The following is a 19,597-nucleotide window of genomic DNA, read 5'->3' as shown; positions in this document are numbered from 1 at the left end:
CCCGGCCCGGTCAGCGGCCGAGGAAGCCGCTGGTGGCGGTGCGGATCGCGGCGACGAAGGCGGCGGTCGCCGGATGGCTCGCGCTGCCACGCCGGTAGGCGATCCGGGTCCGGCGGCGGGTCTCCAGCGGTACCAGCCGGACGCCGGGCGGCGGCTGTGCGGCGGCGAGCTGCGGGATCACCGAGACGCCCTGCCCGGCGGCGACCAGCGCCAGCACGGTGGCGAAGTCGTCGGCGTGGTGCCGGGCCCGGGGCGTGAAGCCGGCGGCCCGGCAGACGTGCAGGGTCGCGGTGTGGCAGAGGGTGCCGGGGCTGGCCAGGATCCAGGCCGCGTCCCGGGTGGCCCGCAGCGGGTCGGTGGATTCCGGCTCGCCCGCCGGCACGGCGAGGAAGACCGTCTCGTCGAGCAGTGGCACCGTCTCCAGCCCGGGATCGGGTTCCACGGGTACGACGTCGTAGTCGTGCAGCAGCCCCACGTCGAGTCGGCGCTCGCGCAGCCCCGCCGGTACCGCGACCGGGTCCAGTTCGGTCACCCGCAGCTCCAGCCCCGGGTGCTGCTGGCCGAGGTCGACCAGGGTGGCCGGGAGCAGCGTACGGACGGCGGTCGGGAAGGCGCCGATCCGCAGCGGGCCGGTCGGGCCGGTGGCGACCGCGGCGAGCGCGGCGGTGGTCTGCTCCAGGGCGGTGAGCACGGTCTCGGCGTGCCGGACCAGTACCCGGCCGGCGGTGGTGAGGGTGACCCGCCGTCCGGTGCGTTCCAGCAGCGGTACGCCCGCCTCCCGCTCCAGTACCGCCAGTTGCTGGGAGACCGCCGACGGGGTGTACGTGTGCGCCTGCGCCACCGCCGCGATGGTGCCGAGCCGGGCGAGGTCGCGGAGCAGCCGGAGTCGACGTACGTCGAGCATCAGCAGAGCTTACGCTTCTGTGCAGGAAGCTGAACTGGACCTTACGGGTCTGCCTGCCCGAGGCTGTGCTCATGACCTTGTCCGGCGTGTACGTACCGCTGATCACCCCGTTCGACGCCGCCGGTGCGGTGGCGCTCGACGCGCTCGTCACCCTGACCCACCAGGTGCTGGAGGCCGGTGCGACAGGCGTGGTGGCCCTGGGCACCACGGCCGAGCCGGCGTCACTCGACGCCCGGGAGCGGCAGGCCGTGGTCGACGCGGTCGCCGGAGTATGCCGGGAGCGGGCCGCCCCGCTCATCGTCGGGGCCAACGCGGTGGAGGCGGTCGAGGCGCTGCCCCGCCGAGCCGGGGTGGTGGCGGCGCTCAGCGTGGTACCGCCGTTCCTGCGCCCCGGCGAGGCGGGGGTGATCGCACACTTCGCCGCGCTCGCCGCCGCCAGCCCGGTGCCGCTGGTCGTCTACCACGTGCCGTACCGGACCGGTCAGCACCTTGGCACGGACGCGATCCGGCGGCTGGCCGAACTGCCCGGGGTGGCCGGGATCAAGTACTCGGTGGGTGCCCTCGACGGCGACACCGTCGAGTTGCTGGCCGACCTGCCGCCGGACTTCGCGGTGCTGGGTGGGGACGACGCGCTGATCTCGCCACTGCTGGCGCTCGGCGCGCACGGCGGGATCCTGGCCTCGGCGCACCTCGGCACGGCCGCCTTCGTGCGGCTTGTCGAGGCGTGGCGGCTCGGCGACACCGCTCGGGCCCGCGCGCTCGGGCACCGGCTCGCCGTGCTCTCCACCGCGCTTTTCGCCGAGCCCAACCCCACGGTGATCAAGGCGGTACTGCACGCCCAGGGCCGGATCCCGACCCCCTCGGTACGGCTTCCGCTGGTCCCACCCCACCCGGAGGCGGTACGGGCGGCGGTGCAGCTTGCGCAAGATGATGAATGGCGGACGCTTTCATTGCAAGGTCTTGCATAGACTTTCCGCAAAGGACTAGCGTGCGGGCGAACTTCAGCGTCCAGAGGAAGGCCGCCAATGAAGCCGCTCCCGCCGCCGCGTACCGCCCGGTCGCTCGCCGTCGCCCGGCGTACCGTGCGGGCACGTGCCCTTGCGCTGGCCCTCGCCGCAGTGCTTCCGCTCGGGCTCCCCGGAGCCGGCGCGGTCACCGGCCCGGAGATCGAGCCGGCCGGCGGGACGGCCCGGCCGGGCGACCGGGCCGCGACCGGCAGCGGCGCCCACGCCGCACAGTGGACGGCGGAACCCTCGGCCGGGGCGCTGCTCGACGCCGCCGACGCCGACCGGGGCCGGGCCGAGCAGTTCTACTTCGTGCTGCCGGACCGGTTCGCCAACGGCGACCCCCGCAACGACCGGGGCGGGCTGGCCGGCGACCGGCTGCGGCACGGCCACGACCCGACCGACAAGGGCTTCTACCACGGCGGTGACCTGCGCGGCCTGCTGGACAGGCTGGACTACGTCCAGGGGCTCGGCACCACCGCGATCTGGCTGGCCCCGGTCTTCGCCAACCGGCCGGTGCAGGGCAGCGGGGCGGACGCCTCGGCCGGCTACCACGGCTACTGGATCACCGACTTCACCCGGGTCGACCCGCACTTCGGCACCAACGAGGATCTGCGGAAGCTGGTCCGGGAGGCACACCGGCGGGGCATCAAGATCTATCTGGACGTCATCGTCAACCACACCGCCGACGTCATCCGCTATCCCGACGGGCAGACCGGCTACCGGGTCAAGGCGGACCGGCCATACCGGGACGCGCAGGGGCGAGCGTTCGAGGACCGCAACTACGCCGACGGCAGCCGCGCCTTCCCCGCACTGGACGAGGAGTCCTTCCCGTACACCCCGGTCTTTCCCACCGAGGCGGACCGCCGGGTCAAGGTGCCGGCCTGGCTCAACGACCCGACGATGTACCACAACCGGGGCGACTCCACCTTCGTCGGCGAGAACAGCGAGTACGGCGACTTCGCCGGGCTGGACGACCTCTTCACCGAGCGCCCCGAGGTGGTGCGCGGGATGACGAAGATCTTCGCCGACTGGGTCACCGAGCTGGGTGTCGACGGCTTCCGGCTGGACACCGCCAAGCACGTCAACCTGGAGTTCTGGCCGCAGTTCCGGGCCGGCGTCGAGCAGGCCGCCCGGCGGGCCGGCAAGCCGGACTTCTTCATGTTCGGCGAGGTCTACGACGCCAACCCCGAGGTCGCCTCCACGTACGTCCGCCGGGGCGGGCTGCCGGCCACCCTCGACTTCACCTTCCAGAACGCGGCCCGGGGCTACGTGGCGAACGGCGGCTCGGCGAAGGCCCTGGCCGACGGGTTCGCCGCCGACGACCTCTACACCGCCCGGGACACCGACGCAGGCCGGCTGCCGACCTTTCTCGGTAACCACGACATGGGCCGGATCGGCTCCTTCGTCGCGAACGGCGGCACCGACCCGGCCAGCCACCTGCGCCGGGACCAGCTCGCGCACGAGCTGATGTTCCTCACCCGGGGACAGCCGGTCGTCTACTCCGGCGACGAGCAGGGCTTCACCGGGCCGGGCGGGGACAGGGACGCCCGGCAGGACATGTTCGCCTCCCGTACCGCCGACTATCTCGACGACGACCTGCTCGGCACCGACCGGAGCCACGCCGTCGACCAGTACGACCGGACGCATCCGCTCTACCGGACCATCGCCGGGCTCGGCGCGCTGCGCAAGGCTCATCCGGCACTGCGCGACGGCATCCAGGTCACCAGGTACGCGGCCGACGGTCCCGGGGTCTTTGCCTTCTCCCGGATCGCCCCCGCCGACCGGGTCGAGTACGTCGCCGCGGTCAACAACGCCCCGACCGCACAGACCGTCACCGTCGACACCTGGTCGGCCGGCACCCGGTTCACCGGCGTCTACGGCTCCGGCGCGACCGTACAGGCCGGCCCGGACGGCAGGCTCTCCGTCACCGTGCCGCCGCTGGCCGCCGTCGTGTTCCGGGCGGACGCCCCGATCGCCCGGCCGACCGCCGCGCCGAGCGTACGGATCACCGACCCGGCCCCGGACGCGGCAGTGCCGACCCGGGTCGGGGTGGTCGCCCAGGTCACCGGGGACCCGCTGGCCACCGTCACGGTGGCGGCCCGGGTCGACGGGGGCGCCTGGACACTGCTCGGCCAGGCCCGCAACCAGGGCGGGCCGGTGCCGTACCGGGTCCACCACGACCTGGCCGGGTTGCCGGGCGGCGCCCGGATCGAGTACAAGGCGGTGGTGCGGGACTCGTCGGGGCGTACCGGCACCGCCCGGTCGACGGCCAGGGTGGGCACCCCGCCCCGGGCCGACAGCCGGGACTGGCTGGTGGTGCACTACCAGCGCCCGGCCGGCGGGTACGCCGACTGGCAACTGCACGCCTGGGGCGACATCGACCCGGCGTACCAGACACCGTGGCCGAGCGGGCAGCCGTTCGCCGGGGAGGACTCGTACGGCCGGTTCGCCTGGGTGAAGTTGAAGCCGGGAGCCCGCTCGGTCGGCTTCCTCGTGGTCGACGCCGCCGGAAACAAGGACGTGCCGGTGGACCGGAGCGTCGACGTGACCCGGACCGGTGAGATCTGGCTCAGGCAGGGCGACCCGACCATCCATCCGAGCCGCCAGGCGGCCACCGGGGAACCGGATCCGCCGGTCGACGAGAGCGTGGCGGTGCTGCACTACCGCCGGGCCGGCAACGACTACGCCGGCTGGGGGCTGCACGTCTGGGACGGCGCGGCCAGCCCGACCGACTGGGCCAACCCGCTGCCGCCGGCCGGCCGGGACGAGTTCGGCATCACCTTCCGGGTGCCGCTGGCCGCCGGAGCGACCGGACTGAGCTACATCATCCACAACGGAGACACCAAGGACCTGCCGGACGACCAGCGGCTCGACTTCGCCGGCGCCGGCCGGGAGGCATGGCTGCTCGCCGGCACAGCCGGACGGCTGTTGCCGGTCACCGGCGGCGCCGCCCCGGACCTCGACATCACCAGGCAGCGGGCACACTGGGTCGACCGCTCCACAGTGCTCCGGCCACCGGGGCAGTCCACCGACGGCCGCCGGTACGCCCTGGCCAGCGCCCCGGACGGCGGGCTGTCGGTGCGGGACGGCGAGCTGGTCGGGACGTACACCGAACTGCCGTTGCGGGCGGTGCCGGGCGGGCCGACGGAGGCCCAGCGGGCGAGGTTCCCGCACCTGTGGCAGTTCCAGGCCCTCAGGCTGGACCCGCGCGACCGGGCCAGGCTGGCGGCGGCACTGCGCGGGCAGCTCGTGCTCACCGAGCGGGACGCCGCCGGGGCGCTGCTCGGGGCCACCGGCGTGCAGGTGCCGGGCGTGCTGGACGACCTCTACGCGCCGGCCACCGACGCGCGGCTCGGCCCGATCGTCGAGGGTGGACGGCCCAGCCTCGCCGTCTGGGCTCCGACCGCCCGGAACGTGACACTGGAACTCTCCGACTCACCGGAGGCGGCACCCCGGACCGTGCCGATGCGCCGCGACGACCGCACCGGGGTCTGGTCGGTACGCGGCGAACGCGACTGGCTCGGCCGCTACTACCGCTACCGGGTGCAGGCGTGGCAGCCGGCGGCACAGCGCATCGTCACCGCCCCGGTCACCGACCCGTACTCGCTGGCGCTCACCGCGAACTCCACGCACAGCCGGATCGTCGACCTGACCGATCCGGCGCACACCCCGGCCGGCTGGGCGGGGCTGCGCAAGCCGGCTGCGGTGCCGTCGACGCGTACCCAGATCCAGGAGGTCTCGGTCCGGGACTTCTCCATCGCCGACGCGTCGGTGCCGGCACAGCGGCGCGGGACGTACCTGGCCTTCACCGACCCGACGACCACCGGGATGCGGCACCTGCGGTCGCTTGCCGACGCCGGGGTCAGCCATCTGCACCTGCTGCCGGCCTTCGACTTCGCGACCATCCCGGAGCGCCGGGCCGACCAGGCCGCGCCACCCTGCGACCTGGCGGCGCTGCCGGCGGACTCGGAGCGCCAGCAGGAGTGCGTCGGCGCGGTGCGGGACACCGACGGCTACAACTGGGGGTACGACCCGCTGCACTACACCGTCCCGGAGGGCGGGTACGCGGTCGACCCGGACCGGCGCACGAACGAGTTCCGGCAGATGGTGGCCGGGGTCAACGCGGCCGGGCTGCGGGTGGTGCTGGACGTCGTCTACAACCACACCTCGGCGGCCGGCACCGATCCGAGGTCGGTACTCGACCAGATCGTCCCCGGCTACTACCACCGGCTGCTCGACGACGGTACGGTCGCCAACTCCACCTGCTGCGCCAACACCGCCCCGGAACACGCCATGATGGGCAAGCTCGTGGTCGACTCGGTGGTCACCTGGGCGAAGGCGTACCGGGTCGACGGGTTCCGGTTCGACCTGATGGGGCACCACCCGAAGGCGAACATCCTGGCGGTGCGGGCCGCGCTGGACCGGCTGACCCTGGCCCGGGACGGGGTCGACGGGCGCGCGATCCTGCTCTACGGCGAGGGTTGGGACTTCGGCGAGGTGGCCGGCGACGCCCGGTTCACCCAGGCGACCCAGGCCAACATGGCCGGTACCGGGATCGGCACCTTCAACGACCGGCTGCGGGACGCGGTGCGGGGCGGCGGGCCGTTCGACGCCAACCCCCGGGTGCAGGGCTTCGGCTCCGGGCTCTACACCGACCCGAACGGCGACCCGGTGAACGGCAGCCTCGCCGCACAGCGGACCCGGCTGCTGCACCAGCACGACCAGATCAAGGTCGGGCTGACCGGCAACCTGGCCGGCTACCGGTTCGTCGCCTCGTCCGGCAGGACGGTGACCGGGGCACAGGTCGACTACAACGGTGCGCCGGCCGGCTACACCGCCGCGCCCGGCGAGGCGGTCACGTACGTCGACGCGCACGACAACGAGATCCTCTACGACGCGCTGGCGTACAAGCTGCCGCAGCGGACGCCGGCGGTGGACCGGGCCCGGATGCAGGTGCTCTCGCTGGGTACGGCGGTGCTGAGCCAGGGGACCGGATTCGTGACCGCCGGCAGTGAACGGCTGCGGTCGAAGTCGCTGGACCGCAACTCCTACAACAGCGGGGACTGGTTCAACCAGATCCGCTGGGACTGCGCCGAGGGGAACGGGTTCGGGATCGGGCTGCCGCCGGCCGCCGACAACGCCGACAAGTGGCCGTACGCCCGGCCGCTGCTGGCCGACCCGAAGCTGGTACCCGACTGCGCGGCGATCGGGCTGGCCGAGGCGCGCTACCGCGAGCTGCTGCGGGTACGGGCCTCGTCGCCGGTCTTCGGACTGCCGAACGCGGCCGAGGTGCAGCGCCGGATGTCGTTCCCACTCTCCGGTGTGGACGAGACGCCTGGAGTGCTGACGATGAGGTTGGACGGGACGGGGCTCGACCGGCGCTGGCGGTCGGTGACTGTGGTCTTCAACGCGACCCCGGCGACGGCGACCCAGATCGTTGCCGGGCTGCGGGGTGCCTCCGTGGCGTTGCATCCGGTACTGCGCACCTCGGCCGACCCGGTACTCCGGACGGCCTCCTTCGACCGTTCCACAGGCACCTTCACCGTCCCGCCGCGCAGCCTCGCCGTCTACGTCGAGTCGTACTGAGCGTTAGGCCGGCCGGGAGCCGGGTAACCGGCTACCCGGAAGTACGCGAAAAAGGAGTCATCCGGACGAAGTGCCCGGGGAGCGACGGGTTACCGGACATCGAGGAGCCAGGAGGTTTCCCGCGGTGTGCGCCCGTCGCATCGACGAATATGGATATATTGCCGACGGCCGGTCGGGGGCGCTGGTCGGCCGGGACGGCTCCGTGGACTGGTGGTGCCCGCCCCGCTTCGACGCGCCGTCGGTCTTCGCCCGCCTGCTCGACGAACGCGGTGGGCACTGGTGGATCCGCCCGGCCGGCGAGTTCCGGGTCGAGCGGAACTACCTGGCCGACACGCTGGTGCTGCGTACGGTCTTCCACACCGGGGACGGTTCGGTGGCGGTCACCGACGCACTGGCCCTGGGCCACGGCCGGGGGCACGACATCGGCCGCACCCCGCCCGGCCAGCTCCTCCGGCTGGTCGAAGGGCTGACCGGGCGGGTGCCGATGGTGATGTCCTACGCACCCCACTTCGAGTACGGCCGGGTGCGGGCCTACCTCGAACGGCACGGTCGGACTGTGCTCGGCAGCGCCACCGGTGCCACCCTCGGGATGACCGCGAGCGTGCCTGTGGACTGCCACGAGACGTCCGCCTCGTCGTCGTTCACCATCGGGCCGGGCCAGCGGGAGAGCTTCTCGCTGGCCCACTGGTCGAGCTACCGGGAGGAGCCACCGATACCTCCCGACGTTTCGGCGATGCTCTCCGAGACGATCGAGGGCTGGCGCTCCTGGATGGCGGAGCACGACTACCAGGGGGAGCATGCGGAGCTGGTACGGCGCAGCACGTTGCTGCTGATGGGGCTGACCTACCAGCCCAGCGGCGGTGTCGTCGCGGCGGCGACCACCTCGGTACCGGTACGGCCGGAGGGGCACGACAACTACGACTACCGCTACGTGTGGCTGCGCGACTTCAGCCTCACCCTGCGCATGCTCTCCGTCGCGGCCTGCCCGGTGGAGGCGGACCGGCTCTTCTGCTGGCTGGCCGAGTCGATCGGCGACGCCCACGTGGCACCCGTACCGGTCATGTTCGGTGTGGAGGGCGAGCGGGACCTCGCCGAACGTGAACTCGGCACGCTCGGCGAGCCGGGCGAGAACGATCCGGTGCTGCTCGGCAACGACGCCTGGCAACAGCGCCAGCAGGACGTACTCGGCCAGGTGCTCGACGCCGCGTGGCTGCTGCGCAAGCGTCTCGACCCGATGCCTAAGCCGGTACGGCGGATGCTGCGAACCCTCACCCAGCGCGCGGTCGAGACGTGGCACCTACCGGACTCGGGCGTCTGGGAGCTGCGGGGCGAGGAGCGGCACTACCTCACGGCCAAGCTGGGCTGCTGGATCGCGCTGGACCGGGCCGTACGGTTCGACGCCCTGCTGGGCGAGGCGGCCGAGGTGGCGCGCTGGGCGGCGGTCCGCGACGAGATCAGGGAGGCGATCCTGCGGCACGGCTGGAACCCCGGGATCGGTGCCTTCACCGACGCCTTCGGGTCGGACCGGCTGGACGCGTCGGTCCTGGTCCTTCCCCTGGTCGGGTTCATCTCCGCGACCGATCCTCGGATGCGCGCGACGATCGAGCGGATCGAGCGGGAGTTGACCACCGACGGGCTGGTCCGGCGCTGGCCCGGCGACGCCGCCGGCTTCGTCATCTGCTCCTTCTGGCTGGTCGGTTGCCTCGCGCTGCTCGGCGAACAGGATCGGGCCGACGCGCTCTTCGTTCGGCTGGCGGCCCGGGCCAACGATCTCGGTCTCTTCGCCGAGCAGATCGACCCGCGTACCGGCGAGCAACTGGGCAACTTTCCGCAGGCGTTCTCGCACATCGGGCTGATCTCGGCAGCCTGGCGGCTCACCTCGGCGAAAAGCGGCCGGCCCACGCCGATCAGCACGGTGATCTGACACGCCGCTGCCCTGCCCTGCGCTGCGCGTTGCCCTGCCCTGCCGTGCCCTGCGCTGCCCTGCGCTGCGCTGCGCGTTGCCTTGCTGCTGGTGGCTGCTCCGCCGGTTCAGCCTCTGGTGGCCGGGAGCGTGCCGATGTGCTCCAGCACCGAGCGGAGGATCGCGAAGGACTCGTCGTCGTCCGCCGTCCCGGCGTGCGGGGCACGGAACCGGCTCGCCTCCTCGGCGACGTCGGCAAGGTGCCACCAACTGCGGTACAGCTCCAGCAACTCCGGCAGCGGCACCACACCGGTGGCCTCGGCGTAGGCGTCGAGCACCGACCCGTCACCGGGCTCGATCAGCCAGAGGTCGCGCTCGGGCGGCGCGACCCGCACGGTGTCCCGGTCGATCAGCCGCCAGCCGTCGGCGGTCCGCATCGTGTTGCCCGGATGCGGCTCACCGTGGGTCAGCACCATCCGGTCCGGCCGGGCGCGCGCCAGCCGGACGAGTTCACCGTGCCGGGCGAGCAGCCGGCGTACCGGTGTCGCGTGCCGGGCGAGCAGCCGGGCGGCGAGGCGGGCGTACGGGCCGGTGTCGGGGACGTCATTGCCGGCCAGGCCGAGTTCCAACTCGTCGGCGTGCGGAATGGCGAAGTCGTCGACCGGGGCGCCCTCGCGGGCCGCCGCCGGCGCCGCGTGCACCGCCAGCACCATGTCGAGTACGCCCCGCAGGTGCGCCGCCGACGGGAACGGGCCCCACTCGAAGCTCTCCCCGTCGACGTACGGGTAGAGCGCGAGCGCGAACCGGTCACCCAGCCGGACCACCGGCTCGCCGCCCGAGGTCGGGATCGGCGCCACCACGAACCCGCGGCCGTGCTCCCGGAGTCGCCGGGCGGTGCCGAGTGCGGCCCGCAGCCGGGCGTACGCCGCGTCGAGCGGGTCGGTCAGGGCCAGCCGCTTGGTGGTCAACTCGTCGACGGAGGCGAACCGGAGCGTGCCCTCGGTGTCGGTGACCGCCCAGTGGTGGCTGCCCCGCCCCACCGCGCGGTACCCGACCGAGGCGACGTCGAGCCCCCACGCCCGGGCCAGTGCGGACCGGAGTGCGTCTTCGGGCAGGTCAGCGGGGGCTGTCAGCATCCGCTCACGATGGTTCCGGCTGGTGGATCGGGGCAACCGGTTTTCGCCCCGGCTACCCGCCGTACCCGGAGGGCCCGCCGGACCGGTGCGGCCCGGCCGGTGGCGGTCCGGCGGGTGGTGGTGCCGGTGGTCCAGCGGGTGGTGGTGCCGGTGGTCCGGCCGAGGGTGGCCCGGCCGAGGGTGGCCCGGCCGAGGGTGGTCCGGCCGGCCAGTGCGGGCCCGGCGGTGCCGGGTATCCGGCCGGGAGTGGGCCGCTGCCGGCCGACCGCACCCGGTTGGCGGCCCGCCGACGGGCCACGACCAGGAGCACGACCAGCACGCCGACGATGGCCAGCAACAGCAGGGCCGCTCCGGCGAGCAACACGATCGACCCGAGACCGAGGCCGTCACCGGAGCCGGTCCGGCGGGGTGGCCCGGGGTCGCCGGCCGGGTTCGCCCGCGCCGGCGGCCGGTCGGCGGTCAGCGCGGCCAGCGGGTCGACGAGCCGCTGCTCCCCGATCTCGGTCGCGCCGTCGGTCAGCGGCGACGCGGTGCCGACGAGCCGGTCCACCACCGAGGCGGCGTTCAACTCGGGGAACCTGGCCCGGACCAGGGCGGCGACGCCGGCCACGATGCCGCTGCCCACCCCGTCCAGCAAGCCGAAGCCGTAGGGTTGCGGCGCCTTCGCGCCGGGCGCCTTGGCGACCAGTACGTGCCGGCCGCCGGGCGCCGCCAGCAGACCCGAGCCGTGGGTCTGCACCCTGCCGTCGGCGTTCAGTTCGGCGACAGCGAGAACGCCAGGTACGCCTGTCGGAGCGTCGGACGCCGTGCCGACCAGTACGACGTCGCGGCTCGCCGCGTACCGGATCGCGTCCTGGCCCTCCTCGTCCAGCTCGACCGACGGCACGATGATCACCTTGGCGCCGTGGTCGGTGAGCCAGCGCAGCCCGGGGCCGACCTGCCGGCTGCTCAGGTTCTCGCTGCGCACCGTCACCAGTCTGGCCTCCGGCGCGATCCCGAGCAGGCCGTCACCGCCACGTGCCACCGCCGCTCCCGCCACCCCGGTCTGCCCTGTCAGGTCGACATCGGACGGAGGGTTGGCCAGCCCGTCCGGCAGCGGTCCGGTGCGTACCTCGCCGCTGTGCTGCTGCCAGGCGGACGAGTCGACCTGGCCGCGCAGGTCCGGATGCTCCAGATAGAGGCTGTCGGTGAGCATCCCGATGGCGATCCCGGAGCCACGGGTGACCCGGTGCGCCTCCGGGATCCGCAGCGCGTCCAGATACCACTGGGAGTCGCGCGGCAGCCAGCCGGCGGTGGCCGCCGGCCCGCCGGCACCGGCCGGTGCGGGCAGGGCGACCGGGTCGACGGTGAGCGCGGCGACCGGATCGACCAGACCCCAGCCCCGGACGAGGTTCCGCGGCGACGGCCCGTCCGGTGAGGTGTTGCGGAGCCGGTGGATGGTGTCGGCCGCCGAGAGGTCGGGAAACCTGCCCCGGACCAGCGCGGCGACCCCGGCGACGATCGCGACCGCGTACTGCGGGCCGGCGACGGGGCGGTAGAGGTCGCCATTGCGACCGGAGAGGCGCAACAGCGAGAGCACCTCCTCGCCGGGGGCCAGCAGGTCGATGTCGAGGTTGCCGTCGGCACCGAGCCCCTGCCGCCGGCCGTCCCGGTCGGTGGCGCCGACCGAGACCACCCCGGGCAGCGCACCCAGGGTGCTGATCGAGCCGAAGAGCGGACTGGCCACCGCGACGACGAGCACGTCGGCGGCGACCGCTGCCCGTACCGCCCGGCGGAGGTCGTCGGTGATCTCGGCCGTCCCGACGTACGAGACGGCGACGACCCGGGCACCGCGCGACACGGCGAGATCGAGGCCCCGGGCCAGTGCGGCCGGTTCACTCTGGATGGCGTTCGCGCCGACCCGGATCGGCAGCAGCTTCGCCTCGGGTGCGACACCGCGCAACCCGGCCACCCCGTCACCCCGGGCGGCGATCAGTCCGGCGGCCGCGGTGCCACTGCCGGGCTGCGGATCGTCCGCCCCGTCGGTGGCGTCCAGCGCGGGCAGCAGCGCGCCGCGCAGGTCACGGTGCGTCTCGACCGAGCCGTCCAACAGCGCCACGGTGACCCCGGCGCCCCGGCCGACCTTGTGTGCCGCGTCGAGGTTGAGCGTCGCGACGTGCCAGGCGTCCCGGGGAGTCGGATCGTCGGCGTACCCGGGTGTGGGCGCCACCGTGGCGAACAGGATTCCGCAGAGCGTGGCCACCGCCGTCGGGCCCCAGCGTCCCGCCGTGTTCCGCCGCACCTTCCGATCGTCGGCCCCAACTGGATGCGCCATCGCCCCCGCCTCCCCCGGTGTTCGGGGCCGATCGTAGTGGCCGGCGCCCGAGGCGAGAGCACCGGTCATCCGGCGGAACGCGCCCACCTGCGTGCCCCACCGGAGGGCGGGCGCTGGCACCATGTGCTGATGTCCGAGCTTCCCCGGCGGTCGGCTGCGCAGGCGTACCAGCGTGCCCGGCTGCTCGCCGACTCCGGCCGGTACGACGACGCCGAGCGGCAGATCCGCTCCGGGTTGGCCGTCCACCCCGACGACCCGGACTCGCTGGTCTTCCTGGCATACCTGCTGCGGGTCCGGGAGCGGTACGTCGAGGCGCTCGCCGCCTGCGACGCCGCCGTGGCCGCCGCGCCCGGCAACGCCGAGGCGTACGCCGAACGGGCCGAGGCGCAGATCGCGATCTTCCGGGGCGAGGCGGCGGTGCGGGCCGCCACCGAGGCGGTCCGGCTCGACCCGCAGGCGCCGAGGACACATCGGACACTCGCCCGTGCGCTCGCCTTCGAGCAGCGGTACGACCCGGCCCGGTACGCCGTCCGGCAGGCGCTCGCGCTCGACCCGGCGTCGGTCGAATCGCTGCTGACCCTGGCCGCCGTGGAACGGGACGCCGGCAACCGGGGCGCCGCCGAGCAGGCGGTGCGGGCGGCACTGCGGCACGATCCCGACAACGCGAACGGTCGGCGGCTGCTCGCCGTACTCGACGCGGACCGGTGGCGGGTCGGCCGCTCGATGCGTACCCTCCGGGCGGTCGCCGCCCAACACCCGGCCGATCCCGACCCGGTGGCGATGGTCTGGCCGCTGCGCCGGGCACTGTCCGGCCCGCGCCGCTGGCTCTACGGCGGCGCGCTCCTGCTCGCCGTCGCCGCGCCGCTCGCGGCCGGACCGCTGCCCGCCCCGGCCGAGATCGTCGTCCGGCTGGCCGCCCTCGTGCTGTCCGGGGCCGTCGTCGCCGTCCAGCTCCGGATGCTGGTGCCGGCCGGGCGTACCCCGTGGCGCTGCCTGCGACTGGTGCCCCGGCTGCTGCGCACCGCGCTCGGCCTCGGCCTGCTCGTCTCGACCGTGCTGCTCGGGCTGCTCGTCGGGTACGCCGGCACCGGCTGGTGGCTGCTGCCGCCACTCGCGCTCGCCCTCGTGCCGCCGCTCTGGGCCTGCGTGCTCGCGGAACGGATCGGTGCGCGCGCCGACGACCCGGGCCTGCACCAGGCGGCTCGGGACCTCGGCTCCGGCTTCGCGCAGTGGTGGGCGGACCTGCGGCAGTGGTGGGTCGACACCCGACGGGACCTGCGGACAGCCTGGCAGGAACCGGTCCCCGGACCACCCGTGGACGGAACGAACAGCGGCGTACGATCCGGCGATGCCCGAGAAGTCGACAGATGAGCCGCCGGACCAGGCCCGCGCCACCGGCGACACCCCGGCGACCGCGATGCCGGCGGTCGGCTACCTCACCCTGCTCGGCTTCGGCGTCGGTCTGCTGGCCTGCTGCGGGGTCGGTACCGCCTGGTTCGGCCCCGGGATAGTGCTGTGGATCGCAGCCAGGGCAGGCTCTTCGGCGGCCGGACCCTCGGCTACCACGTACGGACCAGGAACGGCTCCTGGCTGCGCGTCGAGGCCCGCCCGCACCAGCAGTCCGACCCGTTCGGCGAGCACCTGCTGGCGGCGGCCGAGGCGGCACGGCTGCCGGTCGAGCGGGGCGGCCCGTACTACGGCGAGTGCGGCCCCGCCGCTCCTGAGCCGGCCAGCGGCCCCGCCGCTCCTGAGCCGGCCAGCGGGCCTACCGCTGCTGATCCCGGCGACGGCTCGGTGATGGTGACCGCCTCGTACCGTTAGCGCCCGTTTTCTCCCGACTGCAACGCCCGAACGGTCACGGCCCGTTTCCGAGGCGAGAGCATCCAGAAGGGAGCGGCATGCGTGCCGACGGCGAGACCGAGTACGTCGAGTACGTCACCGCGCGGCTGCCCGCACTGCACCGGGCCGCGTACCTGCTGTCCGGTGACACGCACCGCGCCGACGACATCGTGCAGAGCACCATCACCGCCCTGTACCGGCACTGGACCCGGGCCCGGGCGGTCGAGAACCTCGACGGGTACGTGCACCGGATCCTGGTCCGCAAGCACCTCGACGAGGTACGCGGACCGTGGGCCCGGGTACGGCTGATGTTCCAGCCACCCGACCGGCCGGCCGCACCGGCGTCGAGCGTCGAGGACCGGGACACCCTCCAGCGGCTGCTCGGCGAGCTGAGCGCGGCGCAGCGGACCGTCCTGGTGCTGCGTTTCGCCTGTGACATGTCGGTGCACGAGGTGGCGGCGGCGCTTAACACCTCCACCGGCAACGTCAAGAGCCATACCGCGCGGGGACTGGCGGCACTCCGGCGCCACCTCGACGTCAAGCAGTCCGGCACCGGCAGCGGCACCGGCATCGCACAGCGCTGAGGAGGAAATCGTGCCCATCGACAACGACCATGAGACGACACAGGCACTGCACACGTTGTTCCGCGAAGCGGAGGTGCCGCCCAGCCGGGCCGACATCGGCGCGGCCGTCCGGCAGGGGCGCCGGGCCGCACGACGTCGCCGGGGCGCGGCAGCCACCGTGTCGGTGCTGGCGGTGTTCGGGATGATCGGGACGGTAACGGTCGTACTGGACCGGGGCGAGGGTGTCCGGCTGGAGACGGCCCGACCCGCCCCGTCGGTCTCGCCCGGCCCGATCGGCACCGTGACCGCGCAGGTGCAGACCGTCCAGGTGGGCATCGACGACAGCGCGCTGCGTTGTGTGGTCGCCCCGCTGGCGCCGCCGGGCGAAGCCAGTCATGTACACGCCACGGGTGTCGACCCGAGCGGACGGTTCATCGTCGGCGGGATTCCCGCTCCGGACGAACAGACGCCGCGGTTCGTCGACCCCGAGCCGGAGGGCACCGCGACCCCGTCGCCGAGCGTCGGAGGGCAGCAGGTGTTGTGGGATCGGGGGAAGCCCAAGGTCTTCACCGTGCCGAAATCCTTCTACGATACGCCGCTGGTGAACGCAGCCGGGCTGGTGGCCGGCACCGGATCCGACAACCAGAGCGCGGGGCGTGGCCCGGAGTTCGGTTGGGTTTACCGGGACGGCCAGGTCCACCGGCTGCCGTTGCTGCCCGGTTACGACTCGGCCCGGCTTGTGGCGATCACCGAGCAGGGTGACGTCGTCGGGTACGCCTACCGGTTACCGCCGGAGGGTGAGCCGATCAGTGCCGCCGTACCGGTGCTCTGGCGGTCGGACGGCACGGGCGGCCCCTGGCCGTTGAGCACTCCGGAGAACGGCGGCCGGGTGCTGGGCGTGACCCGGGACGGCGCCGTGGTCGGCCAGCACGGCGACTCCCATCTCCGGATCTGGCGGCCTGACGGCAGCGCGGCTGAACTGCGGCTGCCGCCCGGGATAACCCGGATGTCCGGCGGGCACGTCAGCGGCGACTGGGTGGTCGGGTTCGTCGCGTCCAGTGACGCGCAGTCACCGACCCCGCTGATGCGGTGGAACGTCCGCACCGGGCAGCTCTACGTCTATCCGGGCATCGACACCGGGGACACCTTGAGCATGGCCGTCAACGCCGGAGGATGGGTGATCGTCACGACTCCGAAGGACCACCAGTTGGTGGTGACGCCGGACGACACGGTCCGCCGGCTGCCGACGCCGCCGGGCGCGGAGGAATGGGCGGAGAAGGTCATCGCGACTGCCATCAGCGACAACGGGCTGGTGGTCGGCTCCCTCTACCGGGGGCCGGATGAACCGACCCACAACCACACCTGGCAGTGCGGGGGATGAGACTTCGGTAGCGCGGGCCAGGTGTCGTGCCCCTCCGCCGCTGGCAGCAGCAGCGGCGGAGGGACACGGCGTCGTCGGGTACCCCCGCGAGGTCGTCCGGATCGGTGCCGGTCAGCCGGTCGCCTCGATCTTCGACAGGTCGACCTGGCCGAACGCGTCCATCTCGACGTTGCTGACCCGGGTCGAGTGGCCGAAGTTGTTCTGGCCGAACCGGAGCGGGATCACCGGCATCTCCCGGGCCAGGATCTGCTCCGCCTCCTGGTATTTCTTGATCGCCTCATCCTGGTTCGGCGCCCGCTCACCCTCGGCGACCAGTCGGTCGAACTCGGCGTTGCTGAAGCCGTAGTAGTTCGACGACCCCTCGGTGGTGTAGATCGGCCCCAGGTAGTTCTGCATCGACGGATAGTCCATCGACCAGCCCATCCGGAACATCCCGACCGGGGTCTTCGCCTCCACCTTGTTGAGCAGGTCGGCGAATCTCGCCTCCGGGGTACTGCTGCACTTCACCCCGAGGTTGTTGGAGAGCTGGTTGCAGGTGGCGACCACCCACTCCTGGTGCCCGCCGTCGCCGTTGAAGGAGATCTGCAACTGGGCCGGCCCGCCGGCCGCCTGGTAGGCGGCCTTCGCCTTCGCCGGATCGAACTGGCACGCCTCGCCGCAGGTGTCCGGCCGGGCGCCGGCGACCAGCGGGGAGACGAAGGAGCGCGCCGAGGTCTGCGAGTCCTTGAAGACGGACTTCACGATCTCGTCCCGGTCGATCGCCATCGAGATCGCCTTGCGTACCTCGGCCTTGGCGAACTCCGGCTGGAAGGTCGGGAAGGCGAGGAACTGGAACGACGACAGCGGGCTCTTCCTGAACCGGTCGCCGAGGTCGCCCGGCGCCGTGCCCAGTGCCTCGGTCGGCACCTGCCTGGTCACGTCGTTGTTCCCGGCGAGCAGGTCGGCGTAGTCGGCGGCCAGCTCCTGGTAGATCTGGAAGACCACGCCGCCGATCTTCGGCTTCGGGCCGGGATGGGCGTCGTACCGCTCGACCTCGATCCGGCTGTCGTGCTGCCAGGTGCCCTTCATCCTGAACGGGCCGTTGCCGATCGGGGCCTGCTCGAAGTCCTCCTTCAACACCCCGTCCGAGGCCCACGCGGCGTCCGGCAGCGGCGCGAAGACGTGGTAACCGAGCACCGACTCGAACTCGGCGAACGATCCGGAGAGGGTGATGGTGAAGGTGAGATCGTCGACCTTCTGCAGACCTGTCAGCTTCTTCGCCAACGGATCCGGAGCCTTCTGCGGGCCGTCGCCGTCCGGGTCGGTCGACTGGAGATCGTCGTACCCCTCGATCTGCCCGAAGAAGTACGCCCCGCCGTGGCCGTTCGGCCCGTACGCCGCGTGGTTCCAGGCGTTGATGTAGCTGTCGGCGGTGACCGGCTCTCCGTTGTGGAAGGTGTAACCACCCTTCAGCTTCACCGTCCACAGTTTGTTGTCGGTCGACTCGATCGACTCGGCCGCCACCTCGAACGGTTTCTTGTTCTCGTCGAAGTCGACAAGCGGGGTGTAGAGGGCGGCCAGCACCTGCGCCCCGGCGCTCTCGGTGGCGTTCGACGGGATCAGGTGCTGTGGCTCGGCGATGCCGATCCGCACCACCGCGTCGGCGTCCGGGGTGCTCGGGTCCTCGCCGTCGCCACTGCACCCCGGCACGGCGAGTACGGCGGCCAGGGCCACCGCGCTCCAGGTCATCCGTCTGGACACCGGCATGAGGTCTCCTTCGCATCGCCGCCGCACCGCGGGCACCGGGCGGCGTGACCTTGCCGGGCGTGACTGTCGTCAGTCCGGCCGGACCGGGCCATGGCCGGCTCCTGCCTCCCAGTTACGAGCCGATCAGCCCGTCGCGGCAATGCTTTTGACTGGGTCCAAACCGTCCGGAGAGCCGACAACTGGGCGGCGTGGCGACCGCGTCTCGTGATCAGACGAACAGCGGTAGGGCGCCGTTCGGCTCCAGGCGTGGAGGTGGTGATGATCCGGATCTGGCTCGGCCCCGAGGACATCGCCCGAACCCGGATCGCAGCCGCGCCCCTCCCGCTCTACGAGGTCTTCGTCAGCCTCGCCGGTTCCCTGGCCGACGGCGGGACGGCAGGTCAGGCGGCCGGGCCGGAACTCGCCGGCTGGCTGCGGGAGCTGGCCGAGTCGACAGACGCCGCGTGGGGCGTCCGGCGGGGTACGCCGGTGGCCCGGACCGGCCGGCCCGAGTCGGCCGAACTGCTCGCCCCGCTGACCGAGGACCGGACCCTGGAGGGCGCCCTCGCCTGGCTGCTCACCACCTCGGCACGCCGGGCCCGCAGCCTGGCGGCGGCGGTGCGCGGCTACTACGACCGGCGGGTACGCGCCGAGCTGGCCGCCTGGGAGCCGGTGGTCCGGCTCGACGTCAACGAGCGGGGCCGGGCCCTGGCGACCGGTGGGGTGGAGGCGCTGCTGACGATGTTCGACCCGTGGGCGGCGTGGCGCACCCCGGTGCTCTCGGTCAGCTCCACCATCGACCTGGACCTGCGGCCGAACGGCACCGGCCTGCTGCTGGTGCCCTCGGTCTCCGCCCGGAAACTCTGGGTCGGTGGTCGACCCGACTCGGTGGTGCTGGCCTATCCGGTACGCCGACCCCGCACCCCGGGCGGCCGTGCCCCGGGACACCGGCCGGTGCCGGCGTACGCGCTGGGCGCCGCCGCGACCACCGGGGACCCGTTGACCGCGCTGCTCGGGCGCTCCCGGGCGGCGGTGCTCCGGGCCGCCATGGTCGGGGCGAACACCACCGACCTGGCCCGGCGGGCCGGCATCAGCACCCCGTCCGCGTCCCAGCACGCCAGCGTGCTCCGTGACGCCGGACTGCTGCGGACCACCCGGCACGGCAAGGCGGCCCACCACACGCTGACCCCGCTGGCCCGCGCCCTGCTCACCTGCGACGACACCGTCACCCACCGCTGA

General features: G+C 73.2%; 12 protein-coding genes. 8 read left to right on the top strand and 4 right to left on the bottom strand.

Annotated features, from left to right (window positions below; all coding sequences use genetic code 11):
* Positions 1 to 10: 10 nt before the first annotated feature.
* On the bottom strand, positions 11 to 904 hold the full coding sequence (locus tag CLT71_RS10635) for a LysR family transcriptional regulator (protein ID WP_101366972.1): 894 nt from the start codon (positions 902 to 904) through the stop codon (positions 11 to 13).
* Positions 905 to 975: 71 nt separating this feature from the next.
* On the opposite strand from CLT71_RS10635, the gene CLT71_RS10630 reads away from it, so the two are divergent.
* From CLT71_RS10630 to CLT71_RS10620, 3 genes are all read left to right on the top strand, one after another.
* Positions 976 to 1,872 carry a dihydrodipicolinate synthase family protein gene (locus CLT71_RS10630; protein WP_101366971.1) on the top strand — a complete coding sequence of 299 codons (897 nt, stop codon included), beginning with the start codon at positions 976 to 978 and terminating at the stop codon, positions 1,870 to 1,872.
* Positions 1,873 to 1,929: 57 nt separating this feature from the next.
* Positions 1,930 to 7,497 (top strand): pullulanase-type alpha-1,6-glucosidase, encoded by a 5,568-nt coding sequence (pulA, locus tag CLT71_RS10625; RefSeq protein ID WP_101366970.1) that lies wholly within the window; start codon positions 1,930 to 1,932, stop codon positions 7,495 to 7,497.
* Between the two features lie 124 nt (positions 7,498 to 7,621).
* Positions 7,622 to 9,421: a glycoside hydrolase family 15 protein gene (locus tag CLT71_RS10620; RefSeq protein WP_101366969.1), complete on the top strand. Its 1,800-nt coding sequence runs from the start codon at positions 7,622 to 7,624 to the stop codon at positions 9,419 to 9,421.
* A gap of 107 nt (positions 9,422 to 9,528) precedes the next feature.
* Here CLT71_RS10620 and CLT71_RS10615 read toward each other — a convergent pair whose 3' ends face one another.
* Positions 9,529 to 10,536 carry an aminoglycoside phosphotransferase family protein gene (locus CLT71_RS10615; protein WP_101366968.1) on the bottom strand — a complete coding sequence of 336 codons (1,008 nt, stop codon included), beginning with the start codon at positions 10,534 to 10,536 and terminating at the stop codon, positions 9,529 to 9,531.
* A 52-nt stretch (positions 10,537 to 10,588) separates the two neighbouring features.
* Positions 10,589 to 12,817 carry a S8 family serine peptidase gene (locus tag CLT71_RS10610; protein ID WP_158242211.1) on the bottom strand — a complete coding sequence of 743 codons (2,229 nt, stop codon included), beginning with the start codon at positions 12,815 to 12,817 and terminating at the stop codon, positions 10,589 to 10,591.
* Between the two features lie 162 nt (positions 12,818 to 12,979).
* Between CLT71_RS10610 and CLT71_RS36430 the strand changes: the two genes are divergently transcribed.
* From CLT71_RS36430 to CLT71_RS10595, 4 genes are all read left to right on the top strand, one after another.
* Positions 12,980 to 14,221, top strand: coding sequence for a tetratricopeptide repeat protein (locus CLT71_RS36430; protein WP_158242210.1), 1,242 nt, complete (start codon positions 12,980 to 12,982; stop codon positions 14,219 to 14,221).
* Between the two features lie 144 nt (positions 14,222 to 14,365).
* Positions 14,366 to 14,671, top strand: coding sequence for a hypothetical protein (locus CLT71_RS10605; protein ID WP_101366966.1), 306 nt, complete (start codon positions 14,366 to 14,368; stop codon positions 14,669 to 14,671).
* Between the two features lie 77 nt (positions 14,672 to 14,748).
* Positions 14,749 to 15,273, top strand: a complete 525-nt coding sequence (locus CLT71_RS10600) for a SigE family RNA polymerase sigma factor (protein WP_101366965.1) — start codon at positions 14,749 to 14,751, stop codon at positions 15,271 to 15,273.
* Positions 15,274 to 15,283: 10 nt separating this feature from the next.
* Positions 15,284 to 16,633, top strand: coding sequence for a hypothetical protein (locus CLT71_RS10595; protein WP_101366964.1), 1,350 nt, complete (start codon positions 15,284 to 15,286; stop codon positions 16,631 to 16,633).
* Positions 16,634 to 16,744: 111 nt separating this feature from the next.
* On the opposite strand, the gene CLT71_RS10590 is transcribed toward CLT71_RS10595, so the two are convergent.
* Positions 16,745 to 18,379: an ABC transporter substrate-binding protein gene (locus CLT71_RS10590; RefSeq protein ID WP_101366963.1), complete on the bottom strand. Its 1,635-nt coding sequence runs from the start codon at positions 18,377 to 18,379 to the stop codon at positions 16,745 to 16,747.
* Between the two features lie 258 nt (positions 18,380 to 18,637).
* On the opposite strand from CLT71_RS10590, the gene CLT71_RS10585 reads away from it, so the two are divergent.
* The gene (locus tag CLT71_RS10585; RefSeq protein ID WP_143743430.1) at positions 18,638 to 19,597 is read left to right on the top strand and encodes a winged helix-turn-helix domain-containing protein; all 960 of its coding nucleotides are present in this window, start codon (positions 18,638 to 18,640) and stop codon (positions 19,595 to 19,597) included.

This window comes from Plantactinospora sp. CNZ320 (assembly GCF_002846275.1).
Note: the sequence above shows the minus strand (reverse complement) of the source record. Positions and strands in the feature narration are given on the sequence as shown.